Origin of the sequence: Aquimarina algiphila, assembly GCF_007489275.1 — a bacterium.
In the GTDB taxonomy this organism is placed as follows: Bacteria; Bacteroidota; Bacteroidia; order Flavobacteriales; family Flavobacteriaceae; genus Aquimarina; species Aquimarina algiphila.
In genome coordinates this window covers 1-17,027 of the sequence record NZ_VLNR01000079.1, presented here as the reverse complement: position 1 = coordinate 17,027, position 17,027 = coordinate 1, and the positions used below count along the sequence as shown (strand labels likewise).

Below are 17,027 nucleotides of genomic sequence, written 5' to 3'. Positions count from 1 at the left end.
ATCGAATCGTCGCACATTTGTCCTGTTCGAATAAACAATTGAACATTAAATTAATCATCAAAATCAATAATCATGGAGTATAAATTTAGTAATGACGTATCTGAGGATACTGTAAATGAAAAAGTTGAAAAGAAAGAAACAAAAGTATATGATCAAAAGCCGACTCCAGCATTTATTTCGGCATCTTGGTCTGCAGTATTTATAGGAATGGTTTCCTACTGCATTGGATTATGGAATGCAACAAGCATGGCGCTTAATGAAAAGGGGTACTATTTTACAATTCTATTATTTGGATTGTTTTCTGCAGTATCAGTGCAAAAAAGTGTTAGGGATAGATTAGAGGGAATTCCTGTAACTGATATGTATTATGGGATCAGTTGGTTTACGACAATAACCTCTATTCTGCTATTGGTTATCGGATTATGGAACGCTGACTTGGAACTTAGTGAAAAAGGATTTTATGGAATGTCTTTTACCTTGAGTTTATTTGCAGCCATTGCAGTGCAAAAGAATACTCGAGATAAGAAATTTATCGAAACCAGCGGGAAGTAATCAAAAAAGAGGAATCAAAAGAAGGAGCCTTAGGGGGGCTTGGGGCTTCTTGTTTTGATGATTAGAAAGGGCAGCCGTGCAGGCACGGTTGCCTTTTTGTAATAATTTTTAAAGATTAAGGTCTATTATAATAATTTTTTAATGCCATAAAGATGAAAAAAGTAGTATTTATAATTAACATATTAGCTTTTGCAATTACTTTAATTGGACATATGTTATCCGGTTTTGGAACAATGAAATATGAGTTGTATGGATTAATATCTCAGTTTTGTTTAGGGTTAATTCAAGTTGTAATGGGATTAGGTTTCTTCATAAGATGGGAAAAAACATAGTCTTAGAGTCAGAAGAGGATTACTTATATATTGGGGAATCGTTGTAGCATACTTTTTTATAGGCATACAAGGATCTATAGATGATGTAATTCTTTTTGGAGTTATGCCTATGAGTATTGCAGCATATTTTACAGCGATTACATTTTTTAATATTAAAAATAAAATAGCTGATACTCTATCTATTAATTCCTGAGAGAACGGGACAAAAAAGAGTGTGACATGGCTAAAGAATTAATCCATACAATAATTTATGAGTATTCCTATATATGGCTTTACGGACTTACGTTTTTGTATTTCTTTTTTCTTTATTTTGGGATTGCTCCCATATTTGAAAAGGCATGTCTATGGTTAGAAAGTAAAAAAGTTGTCCATAGAATTCTAAAAAAAGAAGCCACAAAAAGACAAAAGAATGTCGAGAAGTTGCATGCTCTGAAATCAATTTTTGTTTTTGGATTTTCTGTACTTCCTGTGGTGTATTGTATAAGAACAAATACGATAGTCTTACTACCTGATACATTTTTGAATATTATATTAGGTGTTGCATTGCTCACAATATGGAATGAGATTCATTTTTTTGTGATTCATCGTATAATGCACATTCCTTTTTTTATGAAACATGTGCATAAAGTGCATCATAAATCTATAATACCAACTGTGTATTCTGTGTATAGCTTTCATTGGTTTGAAGCTTTGTTGCTAAGTACAGTTCCTATTACATTGCTTCCATTCATTCCATTTTCTCCAGTTGCTGTTTTTCTATATCCTTTAGCCAGTATATTATTAAATTATTCTGGGCATTGTAATTACAGATTCGGAACAGGAAAAGGAACTGGTTGGAAATTGTTTGGAACCAGACACAATGCACATCACAGTGAATTCAGGAAAAACTACGGATTTGCATCTAATATCTTAGATCAATTAAATCATAAAATAAGCCGGTTAAGGCAATCAAAAAAATAAAAAGATTTAAACGTATGAAAAATGTATATATAACAAGTTCTGGTGTCTATTTACCAAATAAGCCTATTTCAAATGATGAAATAGAACATTATTTAGGTGAAATTAATGGAGAAAAGAGCGCAGTAAAAGACCGTATATTAAAGCAAAACGGAATTAAACAACGATATTTTGCACTAAATACAAAACAAGAAAGTACACATTCTAATGCTCAACTGGCAGTAAACGCAATAGAACAAGCCATTGCGAAAAGTAGTTTGAGTCAAAAAGAAATAGAGCTTTTGTCAACCGGAACAACACAAGGAGATTTACCTGTTCCTGGATTTGCAAGTATGGTGCATGGAGGATTAAATTCAGCTGCTTGTGAGGTAGCAAGTTTTCAAAGTGTATGTGCAAGTAGCATGATGGCTTTAAAGAATGCTTATGTGCAAATAAAAAGTGAAGAGAAACAAAATGCAGTTTGTGTGGGAAGTGAATTTGCAAGCAGACTTTTTAAAGCTTCCAGATTTGAAGCTCAAAAAATGAAATCAGTTCCTTTTGATACAGAATTTTTAAGATGGATGCTTTCAGACGGAGCTGGCGCATTGGTGTTAGAGAATAAGAAAAGTATAAAAGGAATATCCTTAAAGATCGAATGGATAGATTTAAAATCACACGCACATACCTTTCCTGTATGCATGTATACCGGGAAAAATAGTAACCAAAACGAAGCAGAGAAAACATGGTTGGATTATGCTGACTATGAATCGGCATCAAAAGATGGAGCAATAAATCTTAAACAGGATGTTCGACTACTTAATAAAGTAGTACAAACAGGAGTGAGTCACTATTTTGAACTTATCGATAAAGGGATGATTACTCCCAAAGATATAGATTGGTTATGCTGTCATTATTCATCAGAATATTTTAAAAAACCGATAAAGGATCTTATGGAAAAAGGCGGAGGGGAGATTGCAGAAGAGAAATGGTTTAGTAACCTGGTAAGTAAAGGAAATACCGGGGCAGCATCAATATTTATTATGTTAGAAGAGTTGATGTATTCTGGTAAGTTAAAAGAAGGACAATCTATATTGTGTATGGTGCCCGAAAGCGGTCGCTTTATCACCTCATTTATGAAACTTACGGTTGTAGGGCATAATGATGTGACACAGAAAAGTTACCCGATTAGAGAAATAGAAGCGCCAGAGTTAAACCTTAATTCTGATGATGTATCACAATGGTTAGTGAGAAACCTTTCTCGGATTTGGATTGATTTTGAAGCTAATTTATTAAAAGTGCCAATTGTTCAAAAAATACATAATAAAACGTTGAGTATAGACGATTATAAGTTGTTGTTAATGGATTTAAGACAGCAAGTGATAGATGGTTCGCAATGGATATCTAGAGCAGCTTCTAATATTGGTATCGAATTATTTGATCTTCGTTCTGCTTTTATAAAACATACCGCTGCAGAGCATAAGGATTATCAAATGTTAGAACTAAATTTTGAAAACCTGGGAGAATCTGTTACCAAAATTCATTCTGGAGAAAAAAATATTGGGAGTATAGGACTATCTTCTTTTATGTTTCAGCAAGCCAGTAAACCTAATCCGATAGATCTTTTAGGAGCTATGTTTATCATAGAAGGTATTGGCAAAAGATTGGCAGCGCATTGGGGTACAATGATAAAAGATCAACTTGACCTTAAAGACAATCAAGTTTCTTTTTTTACCTACCACGGTGTGGCAGACGAAAAACATTTTGAAAATTTAGAAAAAGCTTTAAACCATCCTTTGATGCATATGGACCTAGCTAAAAAAATTGTAAAGACCGCTAAGACAACGGCACTTTTGTATGAAATGCAATTAAACGAATTAGGTAATTATTAATTAATAATACAAACCGATGAAAAAAGATATATTCGAAATCGCAGAACACGATAGCAGAGATCCTAACCCATGGTTAGCACTATACCTGGATAATAGTATCCCCATAAATGATACAACAAAAAGAGCATTGATGTCTGATAATGACTCTAGATCGGCGAGATACTTAAGGCCCTTGCTTGTATTTTGGTCAAAAATCACCATGTTTTTTATCCATGTCTTAAAGTTTTTCTTTCCAAAATTGTTTAACTCATCAAGGTTTTTGCACATTATTTTGGCTTGGGGACTTAAGCGTTTTGTAAGTCCAAATGCTAATTTGTTGATATTTAGACATTTTCATGTAGGGAGTGAGATTTTAGAGTTTATAGCAGGTAACATTGAAGGTGTGGAAGTGAAAACAAGTCCGTTAAAACCAAAAGATTTTAATGATGTGAAAGATGATCTGTTTCTTAATCATGATTTAAACTTATTCAACTTTGTTATTAATTTAAATAGTGAATTAAAAGATAAGAATGTAACTATTGGTTTTGTAGAAAAGTTGAATACCTCAATGATTTCTGAAGATCAATTTGATCATATTAAGTTTCCGAATAAATGGACAAATATTTTGGATTTAAGATCTGCTATAGAACTTTTTACCCCATTTTATCAACTTTTTCTAACGGCAAATGATTTTGTAAGAGCTTCTAATTCTTTACAATTAGATGAAACTATTGCGGTTTATGTTTCTCAAATATTAGGTACTCCAGGACATTTGGGATTAGTGAATAACAAACATCCAATGGTGCCTAGAAGTACATATTCTGCTGCGTATAACTTAGTGTTACATGGCTTGGCAGCAGAGACGTTACATGAAATTCTGGTGAATATTAAAAAGGAAAATGTAAGTGATGGTATTATGATGCCAAAAAAGAAATAGTAATAATATGTCGTAGATAAAACACAATTTAAAACTATAGGTTATTTTCATAACTAAATGATATTATATTATGAGTTCAAAATTTAATAAAGAGCTGCAAATTTTAGTCAGGGATAATGTAATTTCTCCTGAGATTTCAAGTAAGATTGAAAAATATTATGCAAATAAAGCTGAGGGGAAACCGAATTCTTTATTTATGATTTTTGGAGTTTTTGGGGCATTACTGATAGGTTCTGGTATTATTTTAATGTTGGCACACAATTGGGATGATTTCTCTAGATTAACAAAAACCATTCTGGCGTTTGTTCCTCTAGTTATAGGGCAGGCTATGGCAGGTTTTTCTATCCTTAAAAACAAAAGTAACACCTGGAAAGAGGCTTCAGGGACATTTCTATTTTTCTCTGTGGGAGCAAGTATCTCCTTGGTAAGTCAAATTTATAATATCCCAGGAGAATTAGGATCTTTCCTGCTTACCTGGGTTGTACTTTGCTTACCCTTAATATATCTTTTACGGTCACATGCAGTGACACTATTAGTGATAGTCACAAGTACATATTATGCTGTACAAGTGGGAGTATGGGATTACAGGTGTCATGCAACGCCTTGGTTATATCTAATTTTCCTTTTGGGAGTAATTCCTCATTATTGGAATATTTTAAAAAGAAATGTGTCGGGTAATGCTGTAACTATTTTTAATTGGATATTACCGATAAGTGTAGTTGTAGCATTGAGTGCCTTTGTAGGAAATGGAGATGTTTTAGGGTTTGTGATGTATATTATTATGTTCGGACTACTATATAATATTGGAAGACTTTCAATATTTAAAGAATTAAGAACCCTTAGAAACGGATTTCTAATTATCGGTTCATTAGGATCGGTTATATGTCTTATGATCTTTACATTTCGTTGGATATGGGAGGACGTACCTGATCAATTTAATTATGATGCACAAGAAGTTTATACAACGATCGTTTTGGCAATAGTAACGTTATCGGTTTTGGGATATGCTACTTTTAAAAAAGGAATACGCTCAATTAATCTTTTTCAGATAGCTTTTATCATCTTTGGATTGGTATATTTTTTACTTTCTTCTACAGGGATTATACCTATCATACTCATGAATCTATTGGTATTTGCTTTAGGAATGTCTGCAATTAGAATTGGAGCAAATAAATTTAATTTCGGAATTCTTAATTTCGGACTTCTTATTATCTCTATACTTATCATTTGCAGATTTTTTGATACAGGAATGAGTTTTGTGATTAGAGGAATTTTGTTCGTTTTGGTAGGAGCAGGATTCTTTTTAACGAATTATATCATGTTAAAAAAACAAAAGGTTAAAAAACAGTAAACAAAAACAAATGAAAACAACATATATATTTATAGGGTTTATAGCATTGGCATTAGTGCAGATTTTTGCTCCGCTAAAGATGATTTATGATAACGAAGATATTTTGACTTCTGGCACAGTATACAAGTTCAAGACTCGTCCGATTGATCCTACAGATCCATTTAGAGGGAAATATGTCACACTTCAATTCCAAATAAATTCTTTTGCAACCTCAGATTCTACTTATGTAAAAGGGGATAAAATACGAGTATATATTGAGAATGATGAAGATGGTTTTGCCAAAATTTATCAAATAAGTAAAGAACCTCTAGATATCAAGAATGATTATGTTAAGGCTCAGGTTACCTATGTATATCCAGACCGTGTAACTTTCGAATTACCTTTTAATAGATTTTATATGGAGGAGACCAAAGCTTATGATGCAGAAAAAGCATATGCCAAGGCGAATAGGGATGGTGTAATCGATAATGTGTATGCCTTAGTATATATTAAAAATGGTCAATCGGTTCTTGATAATTTGATTATTGATAATATGCCAATACAGGAATATGTAGAATAATTTTATACTTTTTTTGGATTTTTAATTAAACCTTTTTTTAATAATAAAGTCTTAAGTAGTAAGAAACCAAAATACTATGAATATGAAAAGGATATTAAAAATTATTGTACCTGTTTTATTATTTGGATTTTTAATGACATCATGTGCTACTACTGCAGCAACTCGTCCAACACGTGGAGTTGTAGTTACGAAGGTGCACAATCCAAAAATTATAATGCATAAAAATGTACGTTATTATAGAAGTAATGGTGTGTGGTATGTTAAAAAGAACAGATCATATAGAAGGGTTACAGCTCCCGTTGGAGTTAGAGTAACTACGTTACCAAGAGGGTATAGAGTAGTAAGAGTAAGAGGAGTACAGTATTATAAGTGTGGTGGAGTATACTATAAGAGATCTGGTAAAAGGTATATTGTTGTTAACGTTTAGTTGAATTGAGTTGGTTAGTTAATTGATTGATAAATCTCAGGGTTCAATGGAGTCCTGAGATTTTTGTTTTGAGATACAGGTTAAAAGTATAGTGAAGTTTTATTCTGAAGGTTGAGAATCGTAAACAATTACTTTCTTCCATAGATTTGAAGATTCCTTGATAAATAATAAATGAGCTTCTTCTTTTTGATATTGCTCTTGTGCCTCTGCCGAAGAGAATGTCACAAGTAAAGAATATGTAAAAGAACCGTCTACAACATCTCTGGATGCACTTGGAGGAGTGCCAATAAAATTGGTTTTGGCATATTTAGAAGTATTCAGGAATTTTTTTAATGACGTTTCAAAAGCCATTCGATCCTCTTTACTGTCAGGATTATTTAACCAGAAATAGACAGTATGAACAAAATTCTTATCAAAATCATTTTTATCTTGACAAGCAGAGATAATTGTCATTAATGTAATCATGAAAAATAGACTTCGTATCATTATTTCTTTTTTTAGAAGATGCCAAAAACGATAGTTTACCAAGCCTCCTCTATCTTTATACGCTCTCCGTTTCGATAGGAAGCTATAAAAGCATTTCTAAACCCTAATCCAACCAATTCTCTTCTAAATTTTTTGGCTTCATTAAGAGTTTCAAAGTTCCCTAAAGCGTATTTGTTAAACCCTCCGCTCTTGATTTCTCTAAAATTCACAAAATTATCAGAATACAAAGAAAGATCTTTACTCTCAAAAGCACCAATCTGGACAGCATAGATTAATTCACCGGATATAGAACCCTGACTAGCATTTTCACCATCAGAACCATTCAATTCCTGGTTCATAGAAAGATTTTGAATCGTTTCTTGTAACTCAGCAATTTTGGTCTCCTGAAGAGCAATTTTTGATTTATGCTCTTTTTGAGATACCATATTTGCAGGAGTATTAAACTTCATAAAATATACGGTTCCAGCGACGCCGAGCAATGCAATAATACCAAGTATGATTGTTGCAATTTTAAATTTTTGAGATTTTTCCTGCTCGTCTTTTACAGCTTTATTACGCGTATAGTCAGCAGAGCGTTTAGCTTCTTCAGCATTTTCTATCTGATCTTTATACTGTTGTAGTTCTTCGTCGGTTATAAAAGGCATCTGATTCGTATTTAGAGACTCAAATATAGTGGATTCTTATAAAACTTTAAGATTTTATAAATCTTAGATAACCTTTTATTCCTATTTCAAGAAAACCATAAGTACTTAAACATAATAAAAGTAAGGTTTATTTAATCCAAGGATAACGTTTACATATGAAAGCAAAAATATCTTTGAAAAGCAAAAAAGGTAAAAATGAATAGAAGAAAATTTTTTGAAAAATCACTTTTGGCAACTGGAGGTTTGATGCTGGCATCAATATATATTAGTTGCAATGATGATGATGATCAACCCAATATTGAAATACCAGATTTAACTACAGATAATTTCTTTGAAGGAGTGGCGAGTTTTGATCCCAAAAGTACTAGTGTTATTATTTGGTCTAGATTTACACCCACAGCTTCTCAATCAACAGAGATTAAGATTAATTGGCAAGTGGCTACTAATGCAAATTTTGAAAACGTAATACGAAGTGGTGAATTTTCGACTTCTGCAGATCGGGATTATACGATTGCTATTGACGTACAGGAGTTAACATCAAACAGTAAGTTTTATTATAGATTCTTTGATTTGTCCACAGAAACAGTATCAGTTACAGGAGAAACGATAACCTTACCAGCAAAAGGAGATGCTGTTTCAGATGTTAAACTGGCAGTATGTTCATGCGCGAATTATGCAGCAGGACTTTTTAATGTTTACGAAGCCATTGCAAATTCTGATGTTGATGTGATTGTACACCTTGGAGATTATATTTATGAATATGGAGAAGGAGAATACGGAACAAATGAAAATACAGTAGCATTAGATAGAGTACATAGTCCGAAAAATGAAATTATAACCTTAGAGGATTATAGAAATAGATACAAGCAATATAGGGGAGATAAGCAATTACAGTTAGCACATCAGAAGAAACCTTTTATTTGTGTATGGGATGATCATGAAATCACAAATGATGCATATAAAGATGGAGCAGAAAATCATCAGGATAATGAAGGGGTATATGAAACAAGAAAACAGACTGCAATAAAGGTTTATAGTGAATATTTACCTATAATATCTACAGACCCGGCAAAAATATATAGGTCTTTTGATTTTGGATCTATAGTGAGTCTTCATATGTTGGATACAAGGATTATAGGAAGAGATAAACAATTATCATATAATGACTTTTTTGATGCTACTACAGGACAATTAGATGGTTTGGCTTTTCAAGCTGCATTACAAGATCCAACCAGAAGTTTATTAGGATCTGATCAGTTAACCTGGTTATCGGGAGTGATATCTGGTAGTAGTGCTACCTGGCAAGTATTGGGTCAACAAGTGTTAATGGGCAAAATGTTTATGCCTGCAGAATTACTAATTCTATTAGGTAGGATTATTGGAGAAGTAAGCGCTACAGGAACTGTATCTAGTGCAACATCAGTAGCGTTTCAGACAGCATTAACAGAACTAACAACAATTAAGGGAAGGGTATTAGCTGGAGATACTACGGTTACGACAGCAGAAATGGCTAGAGTAAATACTGTTGTTCCGTATAACCTTGATGCGTGGGATGGATACTCTGTAGAAAGAGAGCAGCTTTTTACTGCACTTGGAGGAAAGAAAACGGTATGTCTGGCGGGAGATACACATAATGCCTGGTACAGTGTTTTAAAAGATATAAATGGAGATGAGGTTGGTGTTGAGTTTGCAACATCCTCTGTAACTTCTCCCGGATTAGAACAATATATAGGATTGGATACAGCAGCAGTGGCTGGTTTTGAACAGTCTTTGGAAGTGTTAATTAATGATCTACAATATACAGATGTATCTAGTAGAGGGTATCTAAAAGTGACATTTACAGCAGGAGAGGCTAATGCACAATGGAATATTATTAGCACAATTGCTCAAGAAGGATATAACGAAACTGTAGGGAATACAGCTTCGTATATTTAGAATTTGTTTTTAATAAGGGGAAAAACGCAACCGGTAAGGTTGCGTTTTTTTATCACTTTAATTAGTTGTTTTTGTTTATTCTGTCACTTCTATAATTAGGCTGTCATCAGTTTTTGTGACTTTTGTTAAGCCTAATTTAGAAAGTCCTTTTAAGCCTTTATCCCAGCCTTTATTACTTAAACCTGCAGCATTTTTAAGGTCTGTTAAGGCCATGCGTTGTTCTTTTTTAAGAATATCAAAGATTGCCTTTTCATTATCATTAAGTTCTACCTGCTTTTTCTCTGGACGCATCTGCGGGAAGAATAGTACTTCCTGAATAGATTGATTATTAGTCATAAACATAGCCAATCGATCAATACCTATACCTATACCAGAGGTAGGAGGCATACCATATTCTAAGGCACGTAAGAAATCCTGATCTATAAACATAGCTTCATCATCTCCTTTTTCTGAGAGTTGAAGTTGATCTTCAAAACGCTCACGTTGATCAATAGGATCATTAAGCTCTGTATATGCATTTGCCAATTCCTTACCATTAACCATTAATTCGAAACGCTCAGTAAGTCCTTCTTTAGACCTATGCTTTTTGGTTAGAGGACTCATCTCTACAGGATAGTCAATAATAAATGTAGGTTGGATATAATTTCCTTCACATTTTTCACCAAAAATTTCGTCTATCATTTTTCCAATCCCCATAGTTTCATCAACCTCAAGACCTAAAGCTTTTGCTGCTTCGCGAATTTCGGTTTCGCTTTTTTGATAAAGATCATATCCAGTATGCTCTTTTATGGCATCCAAAATACCAATACGCTTATAAGGAGCTTTATAATTAATTACATTTTCTCCAAACTGTACTTCAGTAGTTCCGTGCAGTTTGATGGCTACTTTTTCCAGTAATTTTTCTGTGGTATCCATCATCCAATGGTAGTCTTTGTAAGCTGCATACATTTCCATAACCGTAAATTCTGGATTGTGTGTACGATCCATACCTTCATTACGAAAATCTTTTGCAAACTCATATACTCCATCAAATCCTCCTACAATAAGACGTTTTAAGTATAGTTCATTAGCGATACGCAAGTAAAGCGGTATATCCAATGCATTGTGATGCGTCATAAAGGGCCGAGCAGCTGCTCCTCCGGGGATAGGCTGAAGAATAGGGGTTTCAACTTCCAAAAACCCCATTTCATTATAAAAATCCCGAATAGTATTTACAATCTGTGTACGCTTTACAAAAGTATCTCTAACCTTAGGGTTAACAACCAAATCAGCATAACGTTGACGATATCGTAACTCAGGATCATTAAATTCATCGAAAATATTTCCGTCTTTATCAGTTTTAGGCAGAGGAAGAGGTTTTAAAGATTTACTTAATAACGTAAAATCTTTAACCAATACAGTTTTCTCTCCTACCTGAGTAGTAAAAAGTTCTCCTTCGATACCGATAAAATCACCTATATCCAATAACTTTTTATAGACTTCATTGTATTTGGTTTTATCATCACCTGTGCAAATCTCATCTCTGTTAAAATAGACCTGAATTCGCCCATCTGTATCTTGTAATTCTGCAAAAGAAGCTTTTCCCTGAATCCTTCTGGACATTAATCTACCTGCAATAATTACCTTTTTACCCTCTTCGAACTTGTTCTTTATCTGTTTAGAGGTATGGTCTACCGGGTATAATGGCGCCGGATAAGGATCAATACCTAGATTACGCAATGCGTTTAATTTCTCTCTTCTTACAAGTTCTTGTTCTGATAATTGCATGGATTCTTCATTTTAAAGGCACAAAAGTAGCCTATTTGAAGAATTTAAAGAAAAGTCTGCTTAAAAACTTTTACCCCTGATTCACAGTCGTTCTTAATTCTTTAATTTTGTTTTGTATTTCTTCGTTATTATCAAACTCTAATGATTTTTCATAATACTTGATTGCACTGGCTTTATTCTTCATTTGAACATGCTTATTTGCAAGACTAACATAAACATAACTCTCTTTTGGAAACAATATGGTATTAAAGCTTAATATTGTTATGGCCTCATTTTTTTTTATTAGCAAAGAATAAAACATTAGCATAGGTGTTTAATTCATATAGATTCTCGACGTTGTCTTTAAATTGTTTTGCTATCTTTTTTCCATTTTTGGATATGTATAAAGCTCCCTTTTTTTCAAGAATATCATTTAATAATAGGACAGATTTGTATTTTGAAATGTAGTTGCCTGATACTATGGCTAGCATATCTTCTTCCAAAGTGTCTATGGGAGATTCTACAATTCGGTTAATTTCTTTACCATCTTTATAAAAAATAAAGGTAGGTACTCTATGTATATTAAGACCTTCGTGCTCTCCGCCAGGACTCTGTTTGTAGGCTTCTCGACTTCGGTCAACAGCAATAGTAGTAAGACGATCAAGAGGGAAATTGCTGTTTTCTAATATTTTATAAAAACGAGGTACCTCACGCTTACTATCTCCGCACCAGGTACCCATAAAAAGTTTGATGGTATACTGTTGAAGCTCTGTTTTTAATGAATCTATGCTATTCTGATTAGGTGTGTATGCAGTATAGTTTTTTGAAAACCAGTGGTTATATGGATTTTGATTAAGCCCATGATTGCTGATTTTACCAAGGAGCATTGGGGAATTTTCTTCTATGTTAACTTCACGATTAAAAGATTGTGCTGTGAGTGTTTTTGCGGATAAGATTAAGAATATAATAAAATATACTAATGCTTTCATTTATAGTAAGTTTAAGTGGTTGTAAACTATGGTTGTTAATCTAAAGAAACCCTTTCCATTCAGAAGGGTTTCTTTGTATAAGATTCTAAATCCTTTATTTGCTTAAAGGAATACCACTGGCAACTGATTTTTTCTTAGGAGTAACCATGGCTTTAATTTTTAGAGTTTCTTTACCAGTTGTGGTATTAGCAGTTATGGTAACTTTCTTATTCTGTAGATTAGGCTTACCATTAGAATTGAAGGTTACCAGCATATCTCCTGTTGCTCCCGGAGCAATAGGTTCTTTTGACCATTTAGAAACGGTACATCCACAGCTACCTTTTGCACTTATGATTACCAAAGGAGCATTACCGGTATTAGTAAAAGTAAATTTATGTTCTACAATATCACCTTCATCAATAATTCCAAAATCATGATTGGTTTTATCAAAAGTCATTACCGGTAACAGTTTGGCTTTTGCATCTCTAACATTAGCCATAGCCACATTTTCAGGTTTTATTTTACTAGAGGCATTATTGGTACAGGATGTAAGTACACTAATAGAAATTACAGATAAAATTAAAAGGACTCTTTTCATTATTCTTGTTTTTAATTCATAAATAGATATGTGATCAAAAATCAAGATAAGGGAGAGTAAAATCAATAAAACTGGGTTTGAAATGGGGACTAGATCCCGGGTGGAATTTTACTTATTTGTTGATATATAGTGATTTAACTTCTTCTCTGGAGCGAACATCTAGTTTTTTGTATAAATTATTGATATGGGTTTTTATTGTACTTATGCTTACAAACATAGAGGCGGCAATTTCCTTATTGGTCTTATCTTCAAGAATGAAATCTAATACTTTTTGCTCCTGCTGTGTAAGATTTTTTCCAAAGCTTGGATATACGTTATTTTTCCTTCGAGATTTTACAAATTGAAAAATATTAAGTGTTACCGAAGAAATTAATAGAATCAATACTAACCATAGCCAATAGTTTTTAGGAGCAGTTTTTCCAGAACTAATTAAGAACTTATCCGAAGCTAATTCTGCTTTATATTGAGTTGTATATGTATTATTAGAGTATTTTTCCTCAAGTCGCTCTAACAATTGATCATAGTACAAATTATGCTTTAGGTCATCAAGATAGTAAGCGTGTAAATTATTTGCCTTATCAGATAGAAAAGCATATATATAAAGTTCTGTAAGTGGTTCGCCTTGATCTCGTGCATAACGTTGTAAAGTAGAGAACCATTTTTTTGTATTTATTTTTCGATTAGTTTCACTTCTATAGGAAGCAAAGGCAAAACGCATTTCACCAATAATTGAATCTACTTTTATAAAAGCATTGCTCTTTTGATTATTCGAAATAATTTTACAAAACATTTCTTTGTCAAAAGAAAAAGGTAGTGTGAGCGTATCATTATTGTTAGCAATGAATAGGATTTCTTTACTATCCGAGCAAAATCCATTAAAATGCACTGCTTTTTTTTCGTGCTCAGAGCAATTTTCCATGTGTATTCTATACATACAGTTTTCTGATGGGAGATTGTCACCAGAAAAACTAAAATACCCCAAAGAGTCACTAGTTACTTTTTGAATAATTTGCTCAGGATATATTCCTGATAATTGACGGTAATCTTCGATTAATGATAGATAGATATCTCCAGACCAATTTTGCTTATCAACATATCCAGAAAATTCGTATTGTGCGAATAGCATTTTGGGACTCGCGAATAGAATAAAGTAGAGAATAAGGTATTGAAATTTCATGTTAATCATAAAACTAGTTGAAAATATAGAGATTAATTTTACAATAATATTGTAACATAATAAAATTCTTGAATACATATAATTATAACATTTAATTTATTTAGACTACTAATTATGAGTATTTGGAGAGTTTTGTTGGCTATTTTTTTTCCTCCTTTAGCAATATTGGATAAAGGTTGCGGGTCAGTTTTAATAGTTTTATTATTAACCATTTGCGGTTGGGTTCCTGGTGTAATTGCCGCATTGGTAATACTTAATAATCCAAAATAATCCATAAATCTTTCATAGCTTTGGATGACCAGTGGCAGTTAAGTTGATTGACTTAAAATGTGGCACACATTTCGCTGAATAAAATAAAAAACCAAAGATTTATGATAAAAAAAGTACTTATATGTTTGCTAATTGTGCTATTGGCAAGTTGTTCTTCAGTAAAAAAATACAATCAACAGATTAGTACATTACATAGCCCAGAACAAGTACGTAGCGATATTGATTTTGCATATCATAAGTTGCAAAGGTTACATCCTGATTTATATTGGTATATTAGTAAAGATTCATTAGATCAAAAAATAAATGAATTAAAAGCTAGTGTACAACAACCTATATCCAGTTTAGAGTTTTATAAGCAATTTGCACCGGTAGTGGCTAGTATTAGGCAAGGGCATACGGCTATTTATTCTCCAAGAACTAAGCAAACCAGAAAAGAAAAAAAAATTAGAGGAAAAAGAAGTTCTCCTTTTAGATCTTTAGCATTTCGTGGGATTGATAATAAGCTATTTGTAAATAAGATTTATGGTAAAGACAGCACTGTTGTGGTAGGTTCTGAGCTATTGAGTGTGGATAATGAAAAAACAAGTGATTTATTAGATTCTTTTCAGAAGTTACATACAGGAGATGGGTATAATACTACTTTTATTCCTCAATATACGAGTAGAGGGTTTGGCTTTCTTTATACCCGAACACATCAACAAAAAGACAGTGTGTTAATGAGATTAAAAACTAATGATAGTGTTTATTCGCGTTATTTGTATGCCAATTATAGTAAAGAGAAAAAGGTTTTAAACAAGGATACAGTGGTAGTCCCAGCTGTAAAAATTAGTAAATCAGAAAAAAAAATAATTAAAAAAGAGAATAAGAGATTACGGAAGCATTATAATAAATATGGTTTTGATAAGTATAAAAAAGAATACAATAGAAATTTTAGGTTTATAGCTTCTGATACTGCTCCTAGCATTGTGTATATGAAAATCAGACGCTTTACCAAAGGCAATTATAAAGATTTTTACAAGGAAAGTTTTTCAAAAATTGATTCAGCAAATTGTAAGAACTTAGTTATTGACTTAAGAGGGAATTTAGGCGGAAGGCTTGCAGAGATAGATGAGCTTTATTCGTATTTGACCAATAAAAAATATGTGTTTATCGAAAAAGCAAAAATGACACAACGTATGAGCTTTCTATATCCATTATTTCATAGTAAATCATGGTTGCAAAAAACAGGGACAACGTTGTTGTTACCTGTACTATCTGTGTATCAAATGTTTAAAGTTAAAAAAGAAAATGGAGATCCATATTTTAATTTTAAATATAGTAGACTTAGAGAACCAAAACCTAATTCTTTTGATGGTAAAATTTATGTTTTAATTGATGGAGAAAGTTTTTCAGCAAGTAGTATATTATCGACTCATTTAAAAGCTACAAAACGTGCTACTTTTGTAGGAAAAGAAACCGGTGGAGCCTACAACGGTACTATTGCAGGTTTTTTTGCGATAATTGAACTTCCAAATTCAAAAATAAATATGAGAGTAGGGCTGATGAAAATAAATGCTCCTCATACTATCCAACCCGATGGTTTTGGAATTAAGCCTGATGTTTACATTGAAAAAATCTCAAAGGAAAAAGATAATAAAATGGATTGGGTAATTAGAGATATACAAGAATCTAACTAGTGTTTTTTTAAGTTTTTGTATCGTGTTACCTAAGAATAAAATAAGGTTCGTTGTTCACTTTTTTTAATCGTTGTATATTCGTTAAGCTTTTGTAAGTATAAACAAACTACTCATAAACAAAGAAAATGGCTAAAGGTTTTAAGAAATCTCTTGACAAGGATGATCATAATTTTGATACGATTTAGAAACCTGAATAAATATGAATATAATATGAAAAGATTTTATTACGGTATTTTAACTATGGTTTCTGCCTTACTTTTGGTAGGATGTCATTTTTCTGAGAATTTAGATTTAAATGAAGACGGAACCGGAAAAATTTCGATAAATTTTGATGGTTCAGAATTGATGAAAATGGGAGGAGATAAAGTTTCTGAAGGAAAAAAGGAGGAAATAGATTCGATATTAGTTTTTAAAGACTTTTTAGAAAAAAATAAAGATAACCCGTTGTGCATTTAGAAAAAGTTGCGCAAACTGCTAAAAGGCAGTAAATTGTAGTTACGACACTATAATTCATATGCACAACTTTCAAGCAAATTACGATAAAATACTCAAGGTTTTAAAAGGA

General features: G+C 32.5%; 17 protein-coding genes. 11 read left to right on the top strand and 6 right to left on the bottom strand.

The window, feature by feature from the left end:
• Nucleotides 1-72 precede the first annotated feature (72 nt).
• From yiaA to FOF46_RS26000, 7 genes are all read left to right on the top strand, one after another.
• Nucleotides 73-552 (top strand): inner membrane protein YiaA, encoded by a 480-nt coding sequence (gene yiaA, locus FOF46_RS26030; RefSeq protein ID WP_109433812.1) that lies wholly within the window; start codon nt 73-75, stop codon nt 550-552.
• 551 nt (nt 553-1,103) lie between these two features.
• Nucleotides 1,104-1,844: a sterol desaturase family protein gene (locus FOF46_RS26025; RefSeq protein ID WP_109433810.1), complete on the top strand. Its 741-nt coding sequence runs from the start codon at nt 1,104-1,106 to the stop codon at nt 1,842-1,844.
• A 14-nt stretch (nt 1,845-1,858) separates the two neighbouring features.
• The gene (locus FOF46_RS26020; RefSeq protein WP_109433809.1) at nt 1,859-3,709 is read left to right on the top strand and encodes a beta-ketoacyl-ACP synthase III; all 1,851 of its coding nucleotides are present in this window, start codon (nt 1,859-1,861) and stop codon (nt 3,707-3,709) included.
• Between the two features lie 16 nt (nt 3,710-3,725).
• Nucleotides 3,726-4,625 carry a DUF6999 family protein gene (locus FOF46_RS26015; RefSeq protein WP_109433808.1) on the top strand — a complete coding sequence of 300 codons (900 nt, stop codon included), beginning with the start codon at nt 3,726-3,728 and terminating at the stop codon, nt 4,623-4,625.
• Between the two features lie 70 nt (nt 4,626-4,695).
• Complete coding sequence (locus FOF46_RS26010; protein WP_143918481.1) at nt 4,696-5,976, top strand: DUF2157 domain-containing protein; 1,281 nt, start codon at nt 4,696-4,698, stop codon at nt 5,974-5,976.
• Between the two features lie 10 nt (nt 5,977-5,986).
• Nucleotides 5,987-6,535 (top strand): GDYXXLXY domain-containing protein, encoded by a 549-nt coding sequence (locus tag FOF46_RS26005; RefSeq protein WP_143918480.1) that lies wholly within the window; start codon nt 5,987-5,989, stop codon nt 6,533-6,535.
• Between the two features lie 82 nt (nt 6,536-6,617).
• Complete coding sequence (locus tag FOF46_RS26000; RefSeq protein WP_143918479.1) at nt 6,618-6,962, top strand: DUF6515 family protein; 345 nt, start codon at nt 6,618-6,620, stop codon at nt 6,960-6,962.
• A gap of 99 nt (nt 6,963-7,061) precedes the next feature.
• Here FOF46_RS26000 and FOF46_RS25995 read toward each other — a convergent pair whose 3' ends face one another.
• Both FOF46_RS25995 and FOF46_RS25990 read right to left on the bottom strand, forming a co-directional pair.
• On the bottom strand, nt 7,062-7,427 hold the full coding sequence (locus FOF46_RS25995) for a Dabb family protein (protein ID WP_244299772.1): 366 nt from the start codon (nt 7,425-7,427) through the stop codon (nt 7,062-7,064).
• A gap of 56 nt (nt 7,428-7,483) precedes the next feature.
• Nucleotides 7,484-8,092, bottom strand: coding sequence for an SPOR domain-containing protein (locus tag FOF46_RS25990; protein WP_109433803.1), 609 nt, complete (start codon nt 8,090-8,092; stop codon nt 7,484-7,486).
• A 195-nt stretch (nt 8,093-8,287) separates the two neighbouring features.
• Here FOF46_RS25990 and FOF46_RS25985 point away from each other — a divergent pair, with 195 nt between their 5' ends.
• Nucleotides 8,288-10,027, top strand: a complete 1,740-nt coding sequence (locus FOF46_RS25985; RefSeq protein ID WP_143918477.1) for an alkaline phosphatase D family protein — start codon at nt 8,288-8,290, stop codon at nt 10,025-10,027.
• A 75-nt stretch (nt 10,028-10,102) separates the two neighbouring features.
• On the opposite strand, the gene lysS is transcribed toward FOF46_RS25985, so the two are convergent.
• From lysS to FOF46_RS25965, 4 genes are all read right to left on the bottom strand, one after another.
• On the bottom strand, nt 10,103-11,794 hold the full coding sequence (gene lysS, locus FOF46_RS25980; protein WP_109433801.1) for a lysine--tRNA ligase: 1,692 nt from the start codon (nt 11,792-11,794) through the stop codon (nt 10,103-10,105).
• A gap of 269 nt (nt 11,795-12,063) precedes the next feature.
• Nucleotides 12,064-12,762 (bottom strand): thioredoxin family protein, encoded by a 699-nt coding sequence (locus tag FOF46_RS25975; RefSeq protein ID WP_143918476.1) that lies wholly within the window; start codon nt 12,760-12,762, stop codon nt 12,064-12,066.
• Between the two features lie 94 nt (nt 12,763-12,856).
• Nucleotides 12,857-13,339: a DUF1573 domain-containing protein gene (locus FOF46_RS25970; protein ID WP_143918475.1), complete on the bottom strand. Its 483-nt coding sequence runs from the start codon at nt 13,337-13,339 to the stop codon at nt 12,857-12,859.
• Nucleotides 13,340-13,451: 112 nt separating this feature from the next.
• On the bottom strand, nt 13,452-14,525 hold the full coding sequence (locus tag FOF46_RS25965; protein ID WP_143918474.1) for a helix-turn-helix domain-containing protein: 1,074 nt from the start codon (nt 14,523-14,525) through the stop codon (nt 13,452-13,454).
• A 105-nt stretch (nt 14,526-14,630) separates the two neighbouring features.
• Between FOF46_RS25965 and FOF46_RS25960 the strand changes: the two genes are divergently transcribed.
• From FOF46_RS25960 to FOF46_RS25950, 3 genes are all read left to right on the top strand, one after another.
• Nucleotides 14,631-14,786 carry a YqaE/Pmp3 family membrane protein gene (locus tag FOF46_RS25960; protein ID WP_109433798.1) on the top strand — a complete coding sequence of 52 codons (156 nt, stop codon included), beginning with the start codon at nt 14,631-14,633 and terminating at the stop codon, nt 14,784-14,786.
• Between the two features lie 101 nt (nt 14,787-14,887).
• Entirely contained in the window at nt 14,888-16,462 is a 1,575-nt protein-coding gene (locus FOF46_RS25955; protein WP_143918473.1) for a S41 family peptidase, read from the top strand.
• 210 nt (nt 16,463-16,672) lie between these two features.
• Nucleotides 16,673-16,918 carry a hypothetical protein gene (locus FOF46_RS25950; RefSeq protein ID WP_143918472.1) on the top strand — a complete coding sequence of 82 codons (246 nt, stop codon included), beginning with the start codon at nt 16,673-16,675 and terminating at the stop codon, nt 16,916-16,918.
• The last annotated feature ends 109 nt before the right edge of the window (nt 16,919-17,027 follow it).

Excerpts from the sequence above, each read along its gene's own strand:
- FOF46_RS26005 (WP_143918480.1), top strand. The coding sequence starts at position 5,987 with ATGAAAACAACATATATATTTATAGGGTTTATAGCATTGGCATTAGTG.
- FOF46_RS25950 (WP_143918472.1), top strand. The coding sequence starts at position 16,673 with ATGAAAAGATTTTATTACGGTATTTTAACTATGGTTTCTGCCTTACTT.
- FOF46_RS26010 (WP_143918481.1), top strand. The coding sequence starts at position 4,696 with ATGAGTTCAAAATTTAATAAAGAGCTGCAAATTTTAGTCAGGGATAAT.
- FOF46_RS25965 (WP_143918474.1), bottom strand. The coding sequence starts at position 14,525 with ATGATTAACATGAAATTTCAATACCTTATTCTCTACTTTATTCTATTC.
- FOF46_RS26025 (WP_109433810.1), top strand. The coding sequence starts at position 1,104 with ATGGCTAAAGAATTAATCCATACAATAATTTATGAGTATTCCTATATA.
- FOF46_RS25970 (WP_143918475.1), bottom strand. The coding sequence starts at position 13,339 with ATGAAAAGAGTCCTTTTAATTTTATCTGTAATTTCTATTAGTGTACTT.
- FOF46_RS26015 (WP_109433808.1), top strand. The coding sequence starts at position 3,726 with ATGAAAAAAGATATATTCGAAATCGCAGAACACGATAGCAGAGATCCT.
- FOF46_RS25990 (WP_109433803.1), bottom strand. The coding sequence starts at position 8,092 with ATGCCTTTTATAACCGACGAAGAACTACAACAGTATAAAGATCAGATA.
- lysS (WP_109433801.1), bottom strand. The coding sequence starts at position 11,794 with ATGCAATTATCAGAACAAGAACTTGTAAGAAGAGAGAAATTAAACGCA.
- FOF46_RS25960 (WP_109433798.1), top strand. The coding sequence starts at position 14,631 with ATGAGTATTTGGAGAGTTTTGTTGGCTATTTTTTTTCCTCCTTTAGCA.
- FOF46_RS26000 (WP_143918479.1), top strand. The coding sequence starts at position 6,618 with ATGAAAAGGATATTAAAAATTATTGTACCTGTTTTATTATTTGGATTT.
- yiaA (WP_109433812.1), top strand. The coding sequence starts at position 73 with ATGGAGTATAAATTTAGTAATGACGTATCTGAGGATACTGTAAATGAA.
- FOF46_RS25995 (WP_244299772.1), bottom strand. The coding sequence starts at position 7,427 with ATGATTACATTAATGACAATTATCTCTGCTTGTCAAGATAAAAATGAT.
- FOF46_RS25975 (WP_143918476.1), bottom strand. The coding sequence starts at position 12,762 with ATGAAAGCATTAGTATATTTTATTATATTCTTAATCTTATCCGCAAAA.
- FOF46_RS26020 (WP_109433809.1), top strand. The coding sequence starts at position 1,859 with ATGAAAAATGTATATATAACAAGTTCTGGTGTCTATTTACCAAATAAG.
- FOF46_RS25955 (WP_143918473.1), top strand. The coding sequence starts at position 14,888 with ATGATAAAAAAAGTACTTATATGTTTGCTAATTGTGCTATTGGCAAGT.
- FOF46_RS25985 (WP_143918477.1), top strand. The coding sequence starts at position 8,288 with ATGAATAGAAGAAAATTTTTTGAAAAATCACTTTTGGCAACTGGAGGT.